The sequence below is a fragment of the Collinsella sp. AM31-2AC genome (genome assembly GCF_003469285.1).
Classification (GTDB): domain Bacteria; phylum Actinomycetota; class Coriobacteriia; order Coriobacteriales; family Coriobacteriaceae; genus Collinsella; species Collinsella aerofaciens_AT.
Map to the genome: position 1 here is coordinate 455 of NZ_QSJB01000016.1, position 14580 is coordinate 15034.

Consider the following 14580-nt stretch of genomic DNA (forward strand, 5'->3'; position numbering starts at 1 on the left):
CTCGCTTCGTCGCTCCGCTTCTCGCGTGCTGCGCTGGAAAACGCTTCGCGTTTCCTCAGCTCCGCACCCTTGCGGGTTCGAATCCCCCCGCGATGGGCCCAAAAAAGAAAGGCCCCCATAGCTGGGAGCCTATCAAATCAGTGGTGGGCGATGAGGGATGTCGCGTGCGGCTGACGCCGCCCGCTTTCGCTTCGGGCCTGCGGCCCTCGCGTGCTGCGCTGGAAAACGCTTCGCGTTTCCTCAGCTTCGCACCCTGTCGGGTTCGAATCCCATGCGCTGGGCCCAAACAAAAACGGTCCCCTTGCGAGGACCGTTTCCAATTCAATGGTGGGCGATGAGGGATTCGAACCCCCAGCCTTGTGCGTGTAAAGCACCTGCGCTAACCGTTGCGCCAATCGCCCGTGCGGAGAGAGTATAGCAAAACAATCGCCTCATTCATCTCATATCCATTAAAGGTAACCGGCGCGTGTCGGCGCGGAGCTGATTCAGTTGAGATTGCCTGAACATTCCGCCCCTCTTTACGCCCTCGGGTATACTCAAAAGCTACTGATTCGATTTGATACCCAGCAACAGCAGAGGGGATAGTATATGTGCGGTTTTGTCGGTTTTGTCGGTGGGACGGATAACCAATCCGAGGTGCTCACCAAGATGATGGACCGCATCGTCCATCGTGGTCCCGACATGGGCGGCCAGTTTATCGACGGCCGCGTTGCCCTCGGCTTCCGCCGCTTGTCGATCCTCGACCTGACCGAGGCCGGCGCTCAGCCCATGGCCAATGAGGACGGTAGCGTCGTCATTGTCTTCAACGGCGAGATCTACAACTTCCAAGAGCTCCGTTCCGAGCTCGAGGCCAAGGGCTACAAGTTCCACTGCGGCGCCGACACCGAGAGCCTCCTGCACGGCTATGAGGAGTGGGGCGAGGCAGTACTCGATCGCTTGCGCGGTATGTACGCCTTCGTCATCTGGGACAAGAAGAAGAATAAGCTTTTTGGCGCCCGCGATATCTTTGGCATCAAGCCGCTCTACTACTATCCCATGGCCGATGCGGGCGACGGCGCTCCGGGCGTGCTCTTCGGTTCCGAGATCAAGAGCTTCCTGGACTACCCGCACTTCCACAAGGCGGTCAACAAAAAGGCCCTGCGTCCGTACATGACGCTGCAGTATTCGGCAACCGAGGAGACCTTCTTCGAGGGTGTCTACAAGCTGCCGCCGGCGCACTACTTTACCGTCGATATCCCGACCGGCAAGATGAACATCGAGCGCTACTGGGATTGCGATTACTCTGCCGTCGAGAAGCCGTTCGAGGAGTACGTCGACGAGCTGGACGAGGTCGTGCACGAGAGCGTCGAGGCCCATCGCATCGCCGACGTCAAGGTCGCGTCGTTCCTCTCCGGCGGCGTCGACTCCAGCTACATCGCCGCTTGCCTCATGCCCGACAAGACCTTCTCGGTGGGCTTCGATTACAAGAATTTCAACGAGACTAACTACGCCAAGGAACTTTCCGACAAGCTTGGCGTCGAGAATGTTCGCAAGATGATCACCGCCGACGAGTTCTTTGGCGCACTCGAGGACATTCAGTATCACATGGACGAGCCACAGTCCAACCTGTCGTCTGTGCCGTTGTGGTTCTTGGCCGAGATGGCGCGCAAGGACGTCACCGTCGTGCTTTCGGGCGAAGGCGCCGACGAGCTCTTTGGCGGCTACGCCTACTACGAGGACACGGTTCCGGTGCGCAAGTACAAAAAGATGGTGCCGCTGCCCATCCGTCGCGCGCTCGGTAACCTGGCGTTGCATATGCCGTACTTCAAGGGACATAACTTCCTGGTCAAGGGTGCCGAGATCCCCGAGAAGTCGTTCCTGGGACAGGCTCTGGTATGGCCGGAGCGCGAGGTCGACGGCGTGCTCAAGCCCGAGTACAACACCGGCGATGGCGCCTTCGAGCTTGCCGCCCCCATCTATGCGCGCGTGAAGGGTCAGCCCGAGTTGGTCAAGAAGCAGTACCTGGATATGAACATGTGGCTCCCGGGCGACATTCTGCTCAAGGCCGACAAGATGTGCATGGCGCACTCGCTGGAGCTGCGCGTGCCCTTCCTGGACCGCAAAGTCATGGAGTTCGCCGAGCACATTCCCGATCGCTACCGCATCAACGAGAACGGCAACAAACAGGTACTCCGCCACGCTGCCAACAAGTCGCTGCCCGATGAGTGGGCCACCCGTCCCAAGGTGGGCTTCCCGGTGCCGATTGTCTACTGGCTGCGCGAGCAAAAGTGGTACGACTATGTCAAGGAGTACTTCACCGCGCCGTGGGCAAGCGAGTTCTTCGATACCGACGAGCTCATGCACCTGCTCGATCTGCACTTTGCGGGCAAGGGCGATTTCCAGCGCAAGATCTATACGCCGCTCGTGTTCCTGGTGTGGTACAAGCGCTTCTTTATCGACGAGGACCAGCCCGCTGTTCAGGCTGCCTAGCCTCGGCTTACGAACGCCTGCGCGTAACGGCTCCTCCGGGAGCCGTTTTTGCGTGGTGCGTTTCAGTTACTATAAAAACCGTCCCTGCCAAATGGCTGAGAAAGGTGAAAGATGCACCATTCGGATTCCGCGACCGTGACCACGGTCGATACGCTTGCCAAGCTTCTCGATGTGTGCGGCGAGCTGCGCGCGTCAGAGCAGGTTGACGAGCGTGCCGTGACCGGCTGCTCGTTTGATTCGCGTACGGTCTCGGCGGGTGACGTGTTCTTTTGCAAAGGCACTGCCTTTAAGCCCGCGTTTTTGAGCATGGCGCTCGATGCGGGCGCCGTCGCATTTGTGTGCGAGGAGTCGCTGGTCGAGTCTCTGGAGCCGCTGGCGCAGGAGAGCGGTGCTGCGATGCTGGTTGTTGATGGCGTTCGCACGGCCATGGCCCTGTTGCCGCCGGAGGTCTACGACCGTCCCGACCACGACGTCAAGATCGTGGGTATCACCGGTACCAAGGGAAAGACCACGACCGCTTTTATGCTCCAGTCCATCATCAAAGCGGCGGGCGAGTCCTGCGGCATGATCGGCTCGGTGAGTACCGACGATGGCATCGAGTGCTACGAGAGCACCAATACTACGCCCGAGGCCCCCGAGGTCTGGCGCCATATCGCCAACTGCCGCACGTCAGGTCGCCAATCCATGGTCATGGAGGTCTCGAGCCAGGCGCTCAAGTACCAACGCGTCGAGAATCTGCCGTTTGACGTGGCGTGCTTCCTCAACATCGGCCGTGACCACATCTCACCGATCGAACACCCCACGTTTGAGGATTATTTTGAGAGCAAACTCAGGATCTTTGACCAGGCAAAGACCGCCGTGGTGAATCTGGGCACCGAAGAGGTTGACCGTGTGTTGGAGGCAGCGTCGACGGCCGAGCGCTTGGTGACCGTTGGCGTCGAGCATCCCGAGGCAAGCCTGTGGGCGAGCGATGTGCGCATGGTCGGCTTTAACATCGAGTTTAACCTGCATGGCCTGTGTGCCGACGAGTCCGAGGCGGGGGAGAAGGTCCTGCTGGGCATCGCGGGCGACTTTAACGTGGAAAACGCGCTGGTCGCTATCGCCGCTGCGCGCGAGATCGGCATCGGTATCGAGGCTATCAAGAAGGGCCTCTCCAAACTGCGTGTGCCGGGCCGTATGGAGGTCGTGGAGTCGAAGGACGGCCGCGTGATCTGCGTCGTTGACTATGCGCACAACCAGCTTTCGTTCCGTTCGCTTTTCTCGTCGGTCAAGCGCGCGTTTCCCGCTAGTCCAGTCATTGCAGTGTTTGGCGCTGCCGGCGGCAAGGCGCAGGAGCGCCGCGAGCAGCTTCCGCGCGAGGCCGCACCATATTCCGACCTGATGATCTTTGCCAACGAGGACCCGGCTCACGAGGACCCGATGAAGGTCTGTCGCGAGCTTGCCGAGCATGTTCCCGACGATACGCCGAACAAGATCATCCTCGACCGCGAAGCCGCTGTGCATGCGGCGTTCAAGGCGGCGCGCGAGGAGTACGTCAACCCCGATGCTCCCACCATTGTCTTGCTGCTGGCAAAGGGTGACGAGGAGCTCATGCACGTGGGCGACGAGTTCGTGCCCATCGAGAGCGACCTTTCGCTGGCCAATCGCCTGATCGATGTTACCCAGTTTGACTAATGAACCATGATGGCGGCGGCGCCCTGAGTGCGCTGTCGCCATAAGCGTGTTCCCTCAATCAAAACATGCCGTCCAAGTCCAAACCCTTCTACGTAAACGGAGTAACCATGTCCCACAACACCCTGCCGACCGTTGCCGAGCTTTCGGGCGAGATGCGCGAGCGCTTGGCCAAGGTCAAGTACGTCTTTACCGACCTGGATGCCACGATGCTCGCGCCCGGCTCGTGCGTGCTGCGCGACAACGACGGTAACCCCTCGACCAAACTCGTCGAGGCCGTCGTGGCACTTGCCCGCGCTGGTATTCAGGTGGTTCCCACCTCGGGCCGCAACCGTACCATGATCCACGAGGATGCGCGCGTGCTCGGCCTCAACTCCTACATCGGTGAGATGGGCGGCCTGGTCATGTACGACCTCAAAGCCAACGATTGGGAGTATCTGACTGGCGACATGCCTTACGACCCCGCCTGCGGCCTTACTCCGCACCAGGTGATCGAGCAGACCGGCGTGTGCGAGAAGATTCTTGCCCGCTGGCCGCACAAGATCGAGTATCACAACGACATGTCGACCGGCTACAAGTACCGCGAGGTCACCGTCGGCATGCGCGGCGATGTGCCCGACAATGAGGTCCAGGCCATCCTGGACGAGGCCGGCTGCGGCCTGGTGTGGGCCTGTAACGGTCACCTGACGCATCTGTCCAAGCCGACGACGCTCGAGCTCGATCGCGTCGAGGACGGTCGCGCGTTTAACATCAATCCCGCCGGCCTCAACAAGGGCGTTGCCATCGCGCGCTTCTGCGAGCACCTGGGGATTGAGCGCGAGGAGACGCTCGCGCTCGGCGATTCCGAGTCCGACTTCTACATGGCCGATCACGTGGGCACGTTCTGCCTGGTCGAGAATGGCCTGACGAGCGCCGGCGCGCCCGAGTTCCTGGCTGCTTGCGAGAACGCTTTCGTTACGCGCGGCAAAATTGTCGACGGTTGGGCGGCGACGGCAGAGCTGCTGGTCGCGGCGCGTTCGTAGCGCGGCGTCGCCGCACTTGGACATGTCTTTTCGAGAGAGACTGGTGAGGTAATGTCCGATATCGAGAATCCGACAGGCGACACGCGCCCGATTGGCGTGTTCGATTCTGGTTTGGGCGGTCTGACGGTTGCGCGCGCCATCGCGACGGTGCTGCCGCACGAGTCCGTCTACTACTTCGGCGACACCAAACGCTGCCCCTACGGCACGCGCACCGAGGATGAGGTGCGCTCGTTTGCGTTGCAGGCGGGCCGTTGGCTGTCGAAGCACGACGTCAAGATTATGGTCATCGCCTGCAACACGGCGACAGCTGCGGCCTTGCGTCTGGCCCAGCAGGTGCTCGACGTTCCCGTGATCGGCGTGATCGCGCCGGGTGCCCGTGCGGCAATCAACAGCACCCGTTCGCGTCGCGTGGGCGTGCTCGCCACCAACCTCACCATTCGCTCGGGCGCCTACACGCGCGCCATTCAGGATCTAGATGCCGGCGTCGATGTATACGGTTGTCCTGCCTCGAGCTTTGTCGAGGTTGTCGAACACGAGCTCGCCTCGGGTGCACATCTGCAGGAACAGTGGCTCGAGAACGAGGACATCTTCGATACGCCTGCCGTGCGTGCGCTGGTGGGTGCCACGGTTGAGCCGCTGCGCGACCACGGTATCGATACCGTGGTGCTCGGCTGTACGCATTTTCCGCTGTTGGTGGGACCTATCCGGCATGCGCTGGGGCCTGGGGTGCGCGTCGTAAGTTCCGCCGAGGAGACCACGCGCGAGCTGACCGATATCCTCACGCGCCGCGAGCAGCTGGCGGGCGACGCCGCCGAGCCGCAGCATCGTTTTGCCACGACGGCCGATAACATTGCCGAGTTTGCGGTGGCGGGCAGCTTTATCTTTGGTCAGCCGCTCAAGAGCATCGAACATATCGATATCGATGAGCTGAAATAGATGTAAGGCAGCCGCCAAAGCCTTCGCCACATCTTTTGCCGAAAGGATATTCCTATGGAGTACATGCAGGTTAACCGCGCCAACGGCCGCGCCGTCGATGAGCTGCGCCCCATCAAGCTTACTCGCGGCGTTATGAAGCACGCCCACGGTTCGTGCCTGGCCGAGTTTGGCGATACGCGCGTGCTGTGCGCTGCCACCATCGAGGAGGGCGTGCCGGGCTGGCGCAAGGGCGCCAAGGCCGGTTGGGTAACGGCGGAGTACGCCATGCTGCCGGCATCGACCGGCAAGCGCTGCAAGCGCGAGCACGCCAACCGCAAAGGCCGCTCCATGGAGATCGAGCGCCTCATTGGTCGCAGCCTGCGTACCGTCGTCAACATGAAGGCGCTCGGCGAGTACACCGTCACCGTCGACTGCGACGTGATCCAGGCCGATGGCGGTACGCGTACGGCGAGCATTACCGGCGCCTGGGTGGCGCTGCACGACGCCCTCGCCATGTGGGTCGAGGCAGGCAAGATCGAGCGCATCCCGCTTACCGGCCAGGTGGCTGCCATCTCTATGGGCGTTGTCGACGGCAATACGCTGCTTGACCTCGATTATTCCGAGGACAGCCACGCCGAAGTCGACATGAACCTCGTCGCCACCGACACCGGCGAGATGATCGAACTTCAGGGTACCGGCGAGCAGGCGCCCTTCGACCGTAAGCGTCTCAACGCCCTACTCGACCTGGGCGACAAGGGCGTTGCCGAGCTCATCGAGCTTCAGCGCCAAGCCCTCGCCTAACCTGCCAAAAAGGGATGTTAATTTTGGTAGGTTTTATCTGGGAAAACGTCGAAGTATAAGGTTTCTGTCGCCAGGGAGGGGAGAGGGCTCGAGGCCAGTTTCCCTTGGGCGGCATTGCTATAGAGACAAGGAAGCCAGTCATGGCACTAGAGAAGATCGATATCGACACCCTCGACCCGGCGGCGACCATCGTCGTGGCAACGGGCAATGCCCATAAGCTCACCGAGATCGAGGCCATTTTGGGCAAGGTCATGCCCGAGGTTCGCTTTGTGGCGTTGGGTCAGCTGGGTGATTTTGAGGACCCCGAGGAAAACGGCACGACGTTTTTGGAGAACGCCATCATCAAGGCGCAGGCCGCGGTAGAGGAGACGGGGCTTATGGCCATCGCCGACGATTCGGGCCTGGTCGTTGATGCCCTGGACGGTGAGCCGGGCGTGTACAGCGCACGCTATGCGGGCGTGCACGGCGACGATGCCGCCAACAACGCCAAGCTCCTCGTGAATCTGGAGGGCGTGGCCGACGAGGACCGCACCGCGCGTTTTATGAGCGTCGTCGCGCTTATCGACACGGACGGCCTGGTCACTTATGGCGAGGGCGCCTGCGAGGGCGCTATCGCACACGAGGGCCGCGGCGATCATGGCTTTGGCTACGACCCACTGTTCCTGCCGGTCGACACGCCGGGCAAGACCATGGCCGAGTTGACGGCGGACGAGAAGAACGCCATCAGCCATCGATTCCATGCGCTCGAGCATCTGTCCGCCAAACTGACGGGCGAGGAGTAAGCCGTGCGTGCGGTGGTGCAGCGCGTACTCAACGCCGGCGTGACGGTCGACGGCGAGTGCGTGGGTAAAATTGGGCGCGGCTATCTGGTGCTGCTGGGCGTGGGCCACGGCGACACGCGCGCCGAGGCCGATAAACTGTGGGGCAAGCTCCGGGGCTTGCGCATTAACGAGGACGAGAACGGCAAGACCAACCTGGCACTTGCCGATGTCGACGGCGAGGTTCTCGTAGTGTCGCAGTTCACGCTGTTCGCCGATTGCCGTCACGGCCGCCGCCCATCGTTTACGGATGCCGGCGCCCCCGATGTCGCCAACGAGCTCTACGAGTACTTCCTGACGCTCGTTCGCCAAGATGTCGAACACGTGGCGCACGGCATCTTTGGCGCCGATATGAAAGTCGACTTGGTCAACGACGGCCCATTCACCATCGTCTTGGACACGGACAACCTTTAGGTTACGCGGTTTTACCAAACCGCGTAACAACTGGTCATGCGAGGTTGTCGTCTGGTACGTATTTGGGACGGGGTTTATTTAGCTACTTGCGTATGGCGGCAACAGGGTGCTATAGTATTAGAGTTTTGTCTATCTTAGGGGTATTATCCCCTTTTTGAATTGCACCTTCTGGAGGCCCTGTTCATGGAAGAGATGGAAGTCAATCACGTCGACGACATCCACGAGAAGCTGACCGATATGGTGGGCGATCGCGTTAAGGTGAAGGCCAACATGGGCCGCACCCGCGTCGTCGAGCGCATGGGCACCATCAAGAGCGTCCATCCGGCAGTCTTTATCGTCGAGGTTGACGAACGCCGCGGCCGCAAGTCGCGTCAGTCCTACCAGTACATCGACGTCCTTACCGGTCAGGTCGAGCTGTTCGACCCCGAGAGCGGTGAGCACATCTTTACTCCGCTCGGCAATCAGCTCGAGGAGCACTAGCGGTGACCGATTGGTCCCTGACCCTTTCCGCGCCGGCAAAGATCAACCTCTATCTGGGGGTTCATACCGAGCGTGACGCCCGCGGCTACCACAGGGTCGATTCCCTGATGGCAGCCGTCGACCTTTCCGATACCGTGACGGTCACGCCGGCGCAGGCGCTGACCGTCCAGACGATTCCGGCATCCGACTTTCCCATGCAAAAGAATACGGCGTATCGTGCAGCCGCTGCTATGGCCGAGCATTATGGTCGCGAGGCAAACATCTGCGTGACGATTGAGAAGCGCATTCCATTGTGCGCCGGCTTGGGCGGCCCCTCGACGGATGCGGCCGCGGTCATTGTTGCCTTGGCGGAGCTCTGGGGAATTGATCGCACCGACCCCGCGCTCGACGACATTGCACGGGGCATTGGCGCTGACGTTCCCTTCTTTTTGCATGCCAGCCCTGCGTTTTACGTGGGTGGGGGAGACGTGCTGGCCACCGAGTACCCCGTACTACCTGCGACACCCGTCGTGCTGGTCAAGCCGCGCGAGGCAAGCGTTTCAACAATTGAAGCCTATCGACGTTTTGACGAGGCCCCAGTGCCTGCAGACAAGCCCGGCGCGATAGCTTCTGCCTTGCGTGCTGGCGATGCCGAGACGGCATATGCGCTCATCCATAACAACCTGGGTGTCATTTCCGCACAGATGGAGCCGCAGATTCAAACGGTGCTCGATTGGCTGCGTAAACGGGACGGCGCCGTTGCTGTAGATGTGTGCGGATCGGGCGCCTGCTCGTTTGCCATTTGCGACACCGCCGTCACGGCCGAAAGGCTTGCCGACGCTGCCCTGCAAAACGGCTGGTGGTCCTGCGCGACGGAGCTCATTCCCAACACGGTTCGCATTGAAGCGCCAAAGAAATAAAAATTTCTCTAGCACGCGGCGAAAATCTTTGTTACTATAGTCGAACTAACGGGTTGTGGCTCAGTTTGGTAGAGCACTGCGTTCGGGACGCAGGGGTCGCTGGTTCAAATCCAGTCAACCCGACCAGAGCATGAGGAGGGACCGCTTCTTGCGGTCCCTTTTTTTAGCTATTGTTGTGATACCGCGGCACCCGCGGTATACTCATTCGAGCTTGTCTCGCTGTATTGTGGAGGTCTACATGTTTGGACTGAGGGCTCCTGAGCTCATCATTATTCTCGTTGTTGTCCTGATTATCTTCGGGCCTAAGAACCTGCCGAAGCTCGGCAAGTCCCTCGGCTCTACCGTCAAGAATATCCGCGAGGGTATGGAGGGCGACGATAAGGGCGAAACCAAGCAGGCCGAGGACGTTGTGGTCGAGGAGTCCAAGGAGGACAAGGAGATCGCAGAGCTCGAGGCCAAGCTCGCTGCTGCCAAGCAAAAGAAGGCAGAGGACAGCGACGCGGACGCAGAGTAGTCCCATCCCTTTGGGGTGAGCACCTGACCGGCTTGCCCGCAGGCTAGCCGGTCTTTTTCGTTTTGTTGACAGTTGATCGTTACATCATAGTTGGGGAGATATCCGTATGGACGCAAGCCAGATCGTACTGACCGCTGAGGGCCGCCAGAAGCTCGTCGAGGAGCTCGCTTGGCGTGAGGGCGATTACGCCAAGGAGATCGTCGAGGACATCAAGGAAGCCCGCGCGTTCGGCGACCTTTCGGAGAACTCCGAGTACGACGCCGCCAAGGACAAGCAGGCCCAGAATGCTGCTCGCATTGCCGAGATTCAGGCCATCCTCGCCAACGCTCAGGTTGCTGCCACCACGGGCGATCTGACCGTCTCCATCGGTTCCACCGTTTCTCTGATCGATCCCAACGGTGAGGTCATGGAAGTCACGCTCGTCGGTACCACCGAGACCAACTCGCTCGAGCACAAGATCTCCAACGAGTCTCCGGTCGGCCATGCCATCATCGGTCACGGCGAGGGCGACTCCGTCGAGGTTGTTACGCCTTCGGGCAAGACCCGCGTCTACACCATCGCAAAGATCGCACGCTAGACCACGGTCCCGCGTAAAGGTATGTTTTCGCTCCCTGGGACCGAATCCTGGGGAGCGATTTAATTTGAGGAGCTAACTTATGGCAGAGAACCAGAACGCCGCCGATCAGGCATCGACGCTCAACGACGAGCGCGCCACCCGCCTGGCCAAGCGCGCCGCCCTGTTCGAGGCGGGCCAGAACCCCTATCCCGAGCACTCCGAGATTGAGGACTACGTCGTCGACATCGAGACTAAGTACGCCGAGCTCACCGATGGCGAGGACACCGAGGACGTCGTGAAGATCGGCGGCCGTGTGGTCGCCAAGCGCGGTCAGGGCAAGATCATGTTCATCGTCGTGCGCGACGCGACCGGCGAGATCCAGCTGTTCTGCCGCATCAACGATATGGACGAGGCCGCCTGGAATACGCTCAAGGCCCTCGACCTGGGCGATATCCTGGGCGTGACCGGCGTGGTCGTGCGTACCAAGCGTGGTCAGCTTTCCGTTGCCCCCAAGAGCGCGACGCTGCTGTCCAAGGCCGTTCGCCCGCTGCCCGAGAAGTTCCACGGTCTCTCCGACAAGGAGACCCGCTATCGTCAGCGTTATGTCGACCTGATCGCCAACGACGACGTTCGCGAGACCTTCCGCAAGCGCTCGCAGATCCTCTCCACGTTCCGCCGCTTTATGGAGTCCGATGGCTACATGGAGGTCGAGACTCCTATCCTGCAGACCATCCAGGGCGGAGCTACTGCCAAGCCGTTCATCACGCACTTCAACGCGCTCGATCAGGAGTGCTACCTGCGTATCGCCACCGAGCTGCACCTCAAGCGCTGCATCGTCGGCGGCTTTGAGCGCGTTTTCGAGATCGGCCGCATCTTCCGCAACGAGGGTATGGACCTTACCCATAACCCCGAGTTCACCACGATGGAGGCCTACCGCGCCTTCTCCGATCTCGAGGGCATGAAGGCGCTCGCCCAGGGTGTCATTAAGGCCGCTAACAAGGCTATCGGCAACCCCGAGGTTATTGAGTACCAGGGCCAGACCATCGACCTTTCTGGTGAGTGGGCAAGCCGTTCCATGACCGATATCGTCTCTGACGTGATTGGTAAGCAGGTCACCATCGACACGCCGGTTGAGGAGCTTGCTGCCGCTGCACGCGAGAAGGGCCTGGAGATTAAGCCCGAGTGGACCGCCGGCAAGATCATCGCCGAGATCTATGACGAGCTGGGCGAGGACACCATCGTCAACCCCACCTTCGTGTGCGATTACCCCATCGAGGTTAGCCCGCTTGCCAAGCGCTTTGAGGATGATCCGCGCCTGACCCATCGCTTTGAGCTGGTCATCGCCGGTCACGAGTACGCCAACGCGTTCTCCGAGCTCAACGACCCGGTCGACCAGGCCGAGCGCTTCGCTGCCCAGATGGCCGAGAAGGCCGGTGGCGACGATGAGGCCATGGAGTACGACGAGGATTACGTGCGCGCCCTCGAGTACGGTATGCCTCCCGCGGGTGGCATCGGCATCGGTATCGACCGCGTGGTCATGCTGCTCACCAACCAGGCTTCCATCCGCGACGTGCTGCTGTTCCCGCACATGAAGCCCGAGAAGGGTTTCCAGTCCGGTGCCGCTGCTGCCAAAGCTGCCGAGGCCGGCAACACCGCGAGCCCCTTCGTCAAGCCGCTCAAGCCCACGGTTGATTATTCCAAGATTGCCGTCGAGCCGCTGTTTGAGGAGTTCGTCGACTTTGATACCTTCTCCAAGAGCGACTTCCGCGCCGTGAAGGTCAAGGCATGCGAGGCCGTCAAGAAGTCCAAGAAGCTGCTGAACTTTACGCTCGACGACGGCACCGGCACCGACCGTACCATCCTCTCCGGCATTCACGGTTATTATGAGCCCGAGGACCTGGTCGGCAAGACCTTGCTCGCCATCACCAATCTGCCGCCGCGCAAGATGATGGGCATTCCCAGCTGCGGCATGCTCATCAGCGCTATCCACGAGGAGGATGGTGAGGAGCGTCTCAACCTGATCCAGCTCGACGCCTCCATCCCCGCCGGCGCAAAGATGTACTAACTAGTTACGCGGTTCTACGAACCGCGTAACGGCTCGACGCTGCGCGGGCCGCATTTGGACAATCTGACGTTCAACTTCAAGGGCGCGACCAGAAGGTCAGCGCCCTTTCGTTTCACGTCACCTTGTCTCAAATGCGGCCCGCTCGCTGACGTTGCCAATACATCGGCGTTGCCTTGGCCATCAATAGTCATTGGGGACGTTCTTAAACGACCACCCAACGGCTATTGAGCACATGGCTCGCATGGCAGCCGTCTCTTTTATGTTTCCTTTAGCCGTTGCTGCCTAGGATGGGGGTTAGTCGGTAGGAAGGGAGCGTCTATATGGACGACGCGAGCGAGCGTGCAATCGAAGAGGACATGCTCGATCAGTTCAATTACTTTGACGATGAGGATGAGGAGCTAATCGATCGTCGCGAGCCGGCATCGCTTGACTCATTTGATCTGGTCGATGAAGAGACTGATGAGGTTGAGGACGAATCAACGGAGCCCCCACAGTCTTCGCGCCTTGACTCGCTGCTTTCGAGAGCCCCCATGCACCACGGTGTTCGTGCCGGCGCACTCCATATGAAAACAGACTGGCACCAGATCGTGACGGCAGGCGATGAGCTTGCCGTCGATGCGCCGCTCACCGATAAGTCATCCATCATCTGCCGCACCGGTATGCTTATGCTCGCGAGCGGAACGGGTGCCTGGCGTGTACGCGATACCATGAATCGCGTTGCCGCCGTACTCGGTGTCACCGTCCACGTTGACTTAAGTCTTCTGTCGTTTGAGTGCACCTGCATCGAAGATGGCCACTGCTTTAACGAGGTTGTCAGCCTGCCCACAACGGGAGTCAATACCCATCGCATTTGGATGATGGAGAGCTTCCTAAAGGAAATCGAGACGTATGGGCGCCGGTTTACCGTGCACGAATACCACGAGATGCTCAAGACCGTTGAGAGTTCAAAACCCGATTACTCTCCCTGGCAACAGGGCCTTGCGGCAGCTTGTGCTTGCGGCGCCTTCGTCTTTTTGCTCGGCGGCGGCCCTATCGAGATGGCCTGCGCATTCGTAGGCGCTGGTGTTGGCAACTTTGCTCGCTCTCATATTCTCAAGCAGGGTCTTGGCCAGTTTAGCGCGCTGACGATTGGCGTTGCGCTCGCTTGCGTTTCGTATCTGCTGGCATTGCTCGGCCTTGGCCAGGTCGTACCGGGGGCAATGTCGCACCAAGAAGGCTATATCGGCGCCATGCTCTTTGTGATTCCCGGCTTTCCCCTCATTACGGCAGGCCTCGACATCGCTAAGCTCGATATGCGAAGCGGCATTGAGCGTCTTTCGTATGCCGTGTCGATTATTGTGATGGCGACCCTTGTGGGCTGGATGGTTGCCGAGTGTGTGGGGCTGGCACCGGATGATTTTGCTCCGCTCGGCCTTTCGCCGCTTGCCCTTACGCTCCTGCGCGTGGTGATGAGCTTCGTTGGCGTATTCGGCTTCTCGGTGATGTTCAACAGCCCGGTAAAGATGGCCGCGGCAGCTGGGCTGATCGGCGCCGTGTCCAATACCTTGCGCCTTACGCTCGTCGATGCGCCGACGCTGTTTCCCTTTCTGGGCCTGAGCGTAGGTATGCCTCCCGAGGCGGCAGCGTTTATCGGTGCGCTGGTATCGGGCCTGCTCGCGAGCTTAGCCGAAATCAAGCTCACCTACCCACGTATCGCCCTCACGGTGCCATCGATTGTCATTATGGTGCCGGGCTTGTATCTGTATCGCTCGATGTATTACATGTGCACCTTCGACACGGTCAATATGCTCGGCTGGTTTGTGCGTGCAGTGCTCATTGTGGCGTTTCTGCCCGTTGGCCTGGGCGTGGCGAGAACCCTCACCGACTCTCGCTGGCGCCACACCAGCTAATTGGTGCAAATGAAACTGATCCGCAAAACATGAACGTGGATAATCTCCCGTTTTTGGCCTGTTTACG

13 protein-coding genes and 2 tRNA genes are annotated in these 14580 nt (G+C 60.2%); 14 read left to right on the plus strand and 1 reads right to left on the minus strand.

Annotated elements, in window-relative coordinates:
* Positions 1–325: 325 nt before the first annotated feature.
* A tRNA-Val gene (locus DW796_RS08145) sits at positions 326–401 on the minus strand.
* 187 nt (positions 402–588) lie between these two features.
* Between DW796_RS08145 and asnB the strand changes: the two genes are divergently transcribed.
* The 14 genes from asnB to DW796_RS08215 all read left to right on the plus strand — a co-directional run bounded on the left by asnB (position 589) and on the right by DW796_RS08215 (position 14513).
* Positions 589–2469, plus strand: coding sequence for an asparagine synthase (glutamine-hydrolyzing) (gene asnB, locus DW796_RS08150; protein ID WP_117563808.1), 1881 nt, complete (start codon positions 589–591; stop codon positions 2467–2469).
* Positions 2470–2580: 111 nt separating this feature from the next.
* On the plus strand, positions 2581–4143 hold the full coding sequence (locus tag DW796_RS08155) for a Mur ligase family protein (RefSeq protein WP_118094801.1): 1563 nt from the start codon (positions 2581–2583) through the stop codon (positions 4141–4143).
* Between the two features lie 107 nt (positions 4144–4250).
* Positions 4251–5162, plus strand: coding sequence for an HAD family hydrolase (locus DW796_RS08160; RefSeq protein ID WP_117635958.1), 912 nt, complete (start codon positions 4251–4253; stop codon positions 5160–5162).
* A 51-nt stretch (positions 5163–5213) separates the two neighbouring features.
* Positions 5214–6098 carry a glutamate racemase gene (murI, locus tag DW796_RS08165; RefSeq protein WP_117641054.1) on the plus strand — a complete coding sequence of 295 codons (885 nt, stop codon included), beginning with the start codon at positions 5214–5216 and terminating at the stop codon, positions 6096–6098.
* A gap of 54 nt (positions 6099–6152) precedes the next feature.
* A complete protein-coding gene (gene rph, locus DW796_RS08170) occupies positions 6153–6878 on the plus strand; it encodes a ribonuclease PH (protein ID WP_117641055.1) in 726 nt (241 codons plus the stop codon).
* Positions 6879–7018: 140 nt separating this feature from the next.
* Positions 7019–7660, plus strand: a complete 642-nt coding sequence (rdgB, locus tag DW796_RS08175) for an RdgB/HAM1 family non-canonical purine NTP pyrophosphatase (RefSeq protein WP_089572533.1) — start codon at positions 7019–7021, stop codon at positions 7658–7660.
* 3 nt (positions 7661–7663) lie between these two features.
* Positions 7664–8110, plus strand: coding sequence for a D-aminoacyl-tRNA deacylase (gene dtd, locus DW796_RS08180; RefSeq protein ID WP_089572532.1), 447 nt, complete (start codon positions 7664–7666; stop codon positions 8108–8110).
* A gap of 183 nt (positions 8111–8293) precedes the next feature.
* Positions 8294–8590 (plus strand): Veg family protein, encoded by a 297-nt coding sequence (locus DW796_RS08185; protein WP_006234957.1) that lies wholly within the window; start codon positions 8294–8296, stop codon positions 8588–8590.
* A 2-nt stretch (positions 8591–8592) separates the two neighbouring features.
* Positions 8593–9489: a 4-(cytidine 5'-diphospho)-2-C-methyl-D-erythritol kinase gene (gene ispE / locus DW796_RS08190; protein WP_117756896.1), complete on the plus strand. Its 897-nt coding sequence runs from the start codon at positions 8593–8595 to the stop codon at positions 9487–9489.
* Positions 9490–9538: 49 nt separating this feature from the next.
* Positions 9539–9615 (plus strand) — tRNA-Pro (locus tag DW796_RS08195).
* A gap of 112 nt (positions 9616–9727) precedes the next feature.
* Positions 9728–10003, plus strand: a complete 276-nt coding sequence (tatA, locus tag DW796_RS08200; RefSeq protein WP_152073393.1) for a twin-arginine translocase TatA/TatE family subunit — start codon at positions 9728–9730, stop codon at positions 10001–10003.
* 106 nt (positions 10004–10109) lie between these two features.
* Positions 10110–10580, plus strand: a complete 471-nt coding sequence (gene greA, locus DW796_RS08205; protein ID WP_006234960.1) for a transcription elongation factor GreA — start codon at positions 10110–10112, stop codon at positions 10578–10580.
* Positions 10581–10659: 79 nt separating this feature from the next.
* Positions 10660–12624 carry a lysine--tRNA ligase gene (gene lysS, locus DW796_RS08210; protein WP_118094802.1) on the plus strand — a complete coding sequence of 655 codons (1965 nt, stop codon included), beginning with the start codon at positions 10660–10662 and terminating at the stop codon, positions 12622–12624.
* Between the two features lie 320 nt (positions 12625–12944).
* Complete coding sequence (locus tag DW796_RS08215) at positions 12945–14513, plus strand: threonine/serine exporter ThrE family protein (protein ID WP_199579841.1); 1569 nt, start codon at positions 12945–12947, stop codon at positions 14511–14513.
* The last annotated feature ends 67 nt before the right edge of the window (positions 14514–14580 follow it).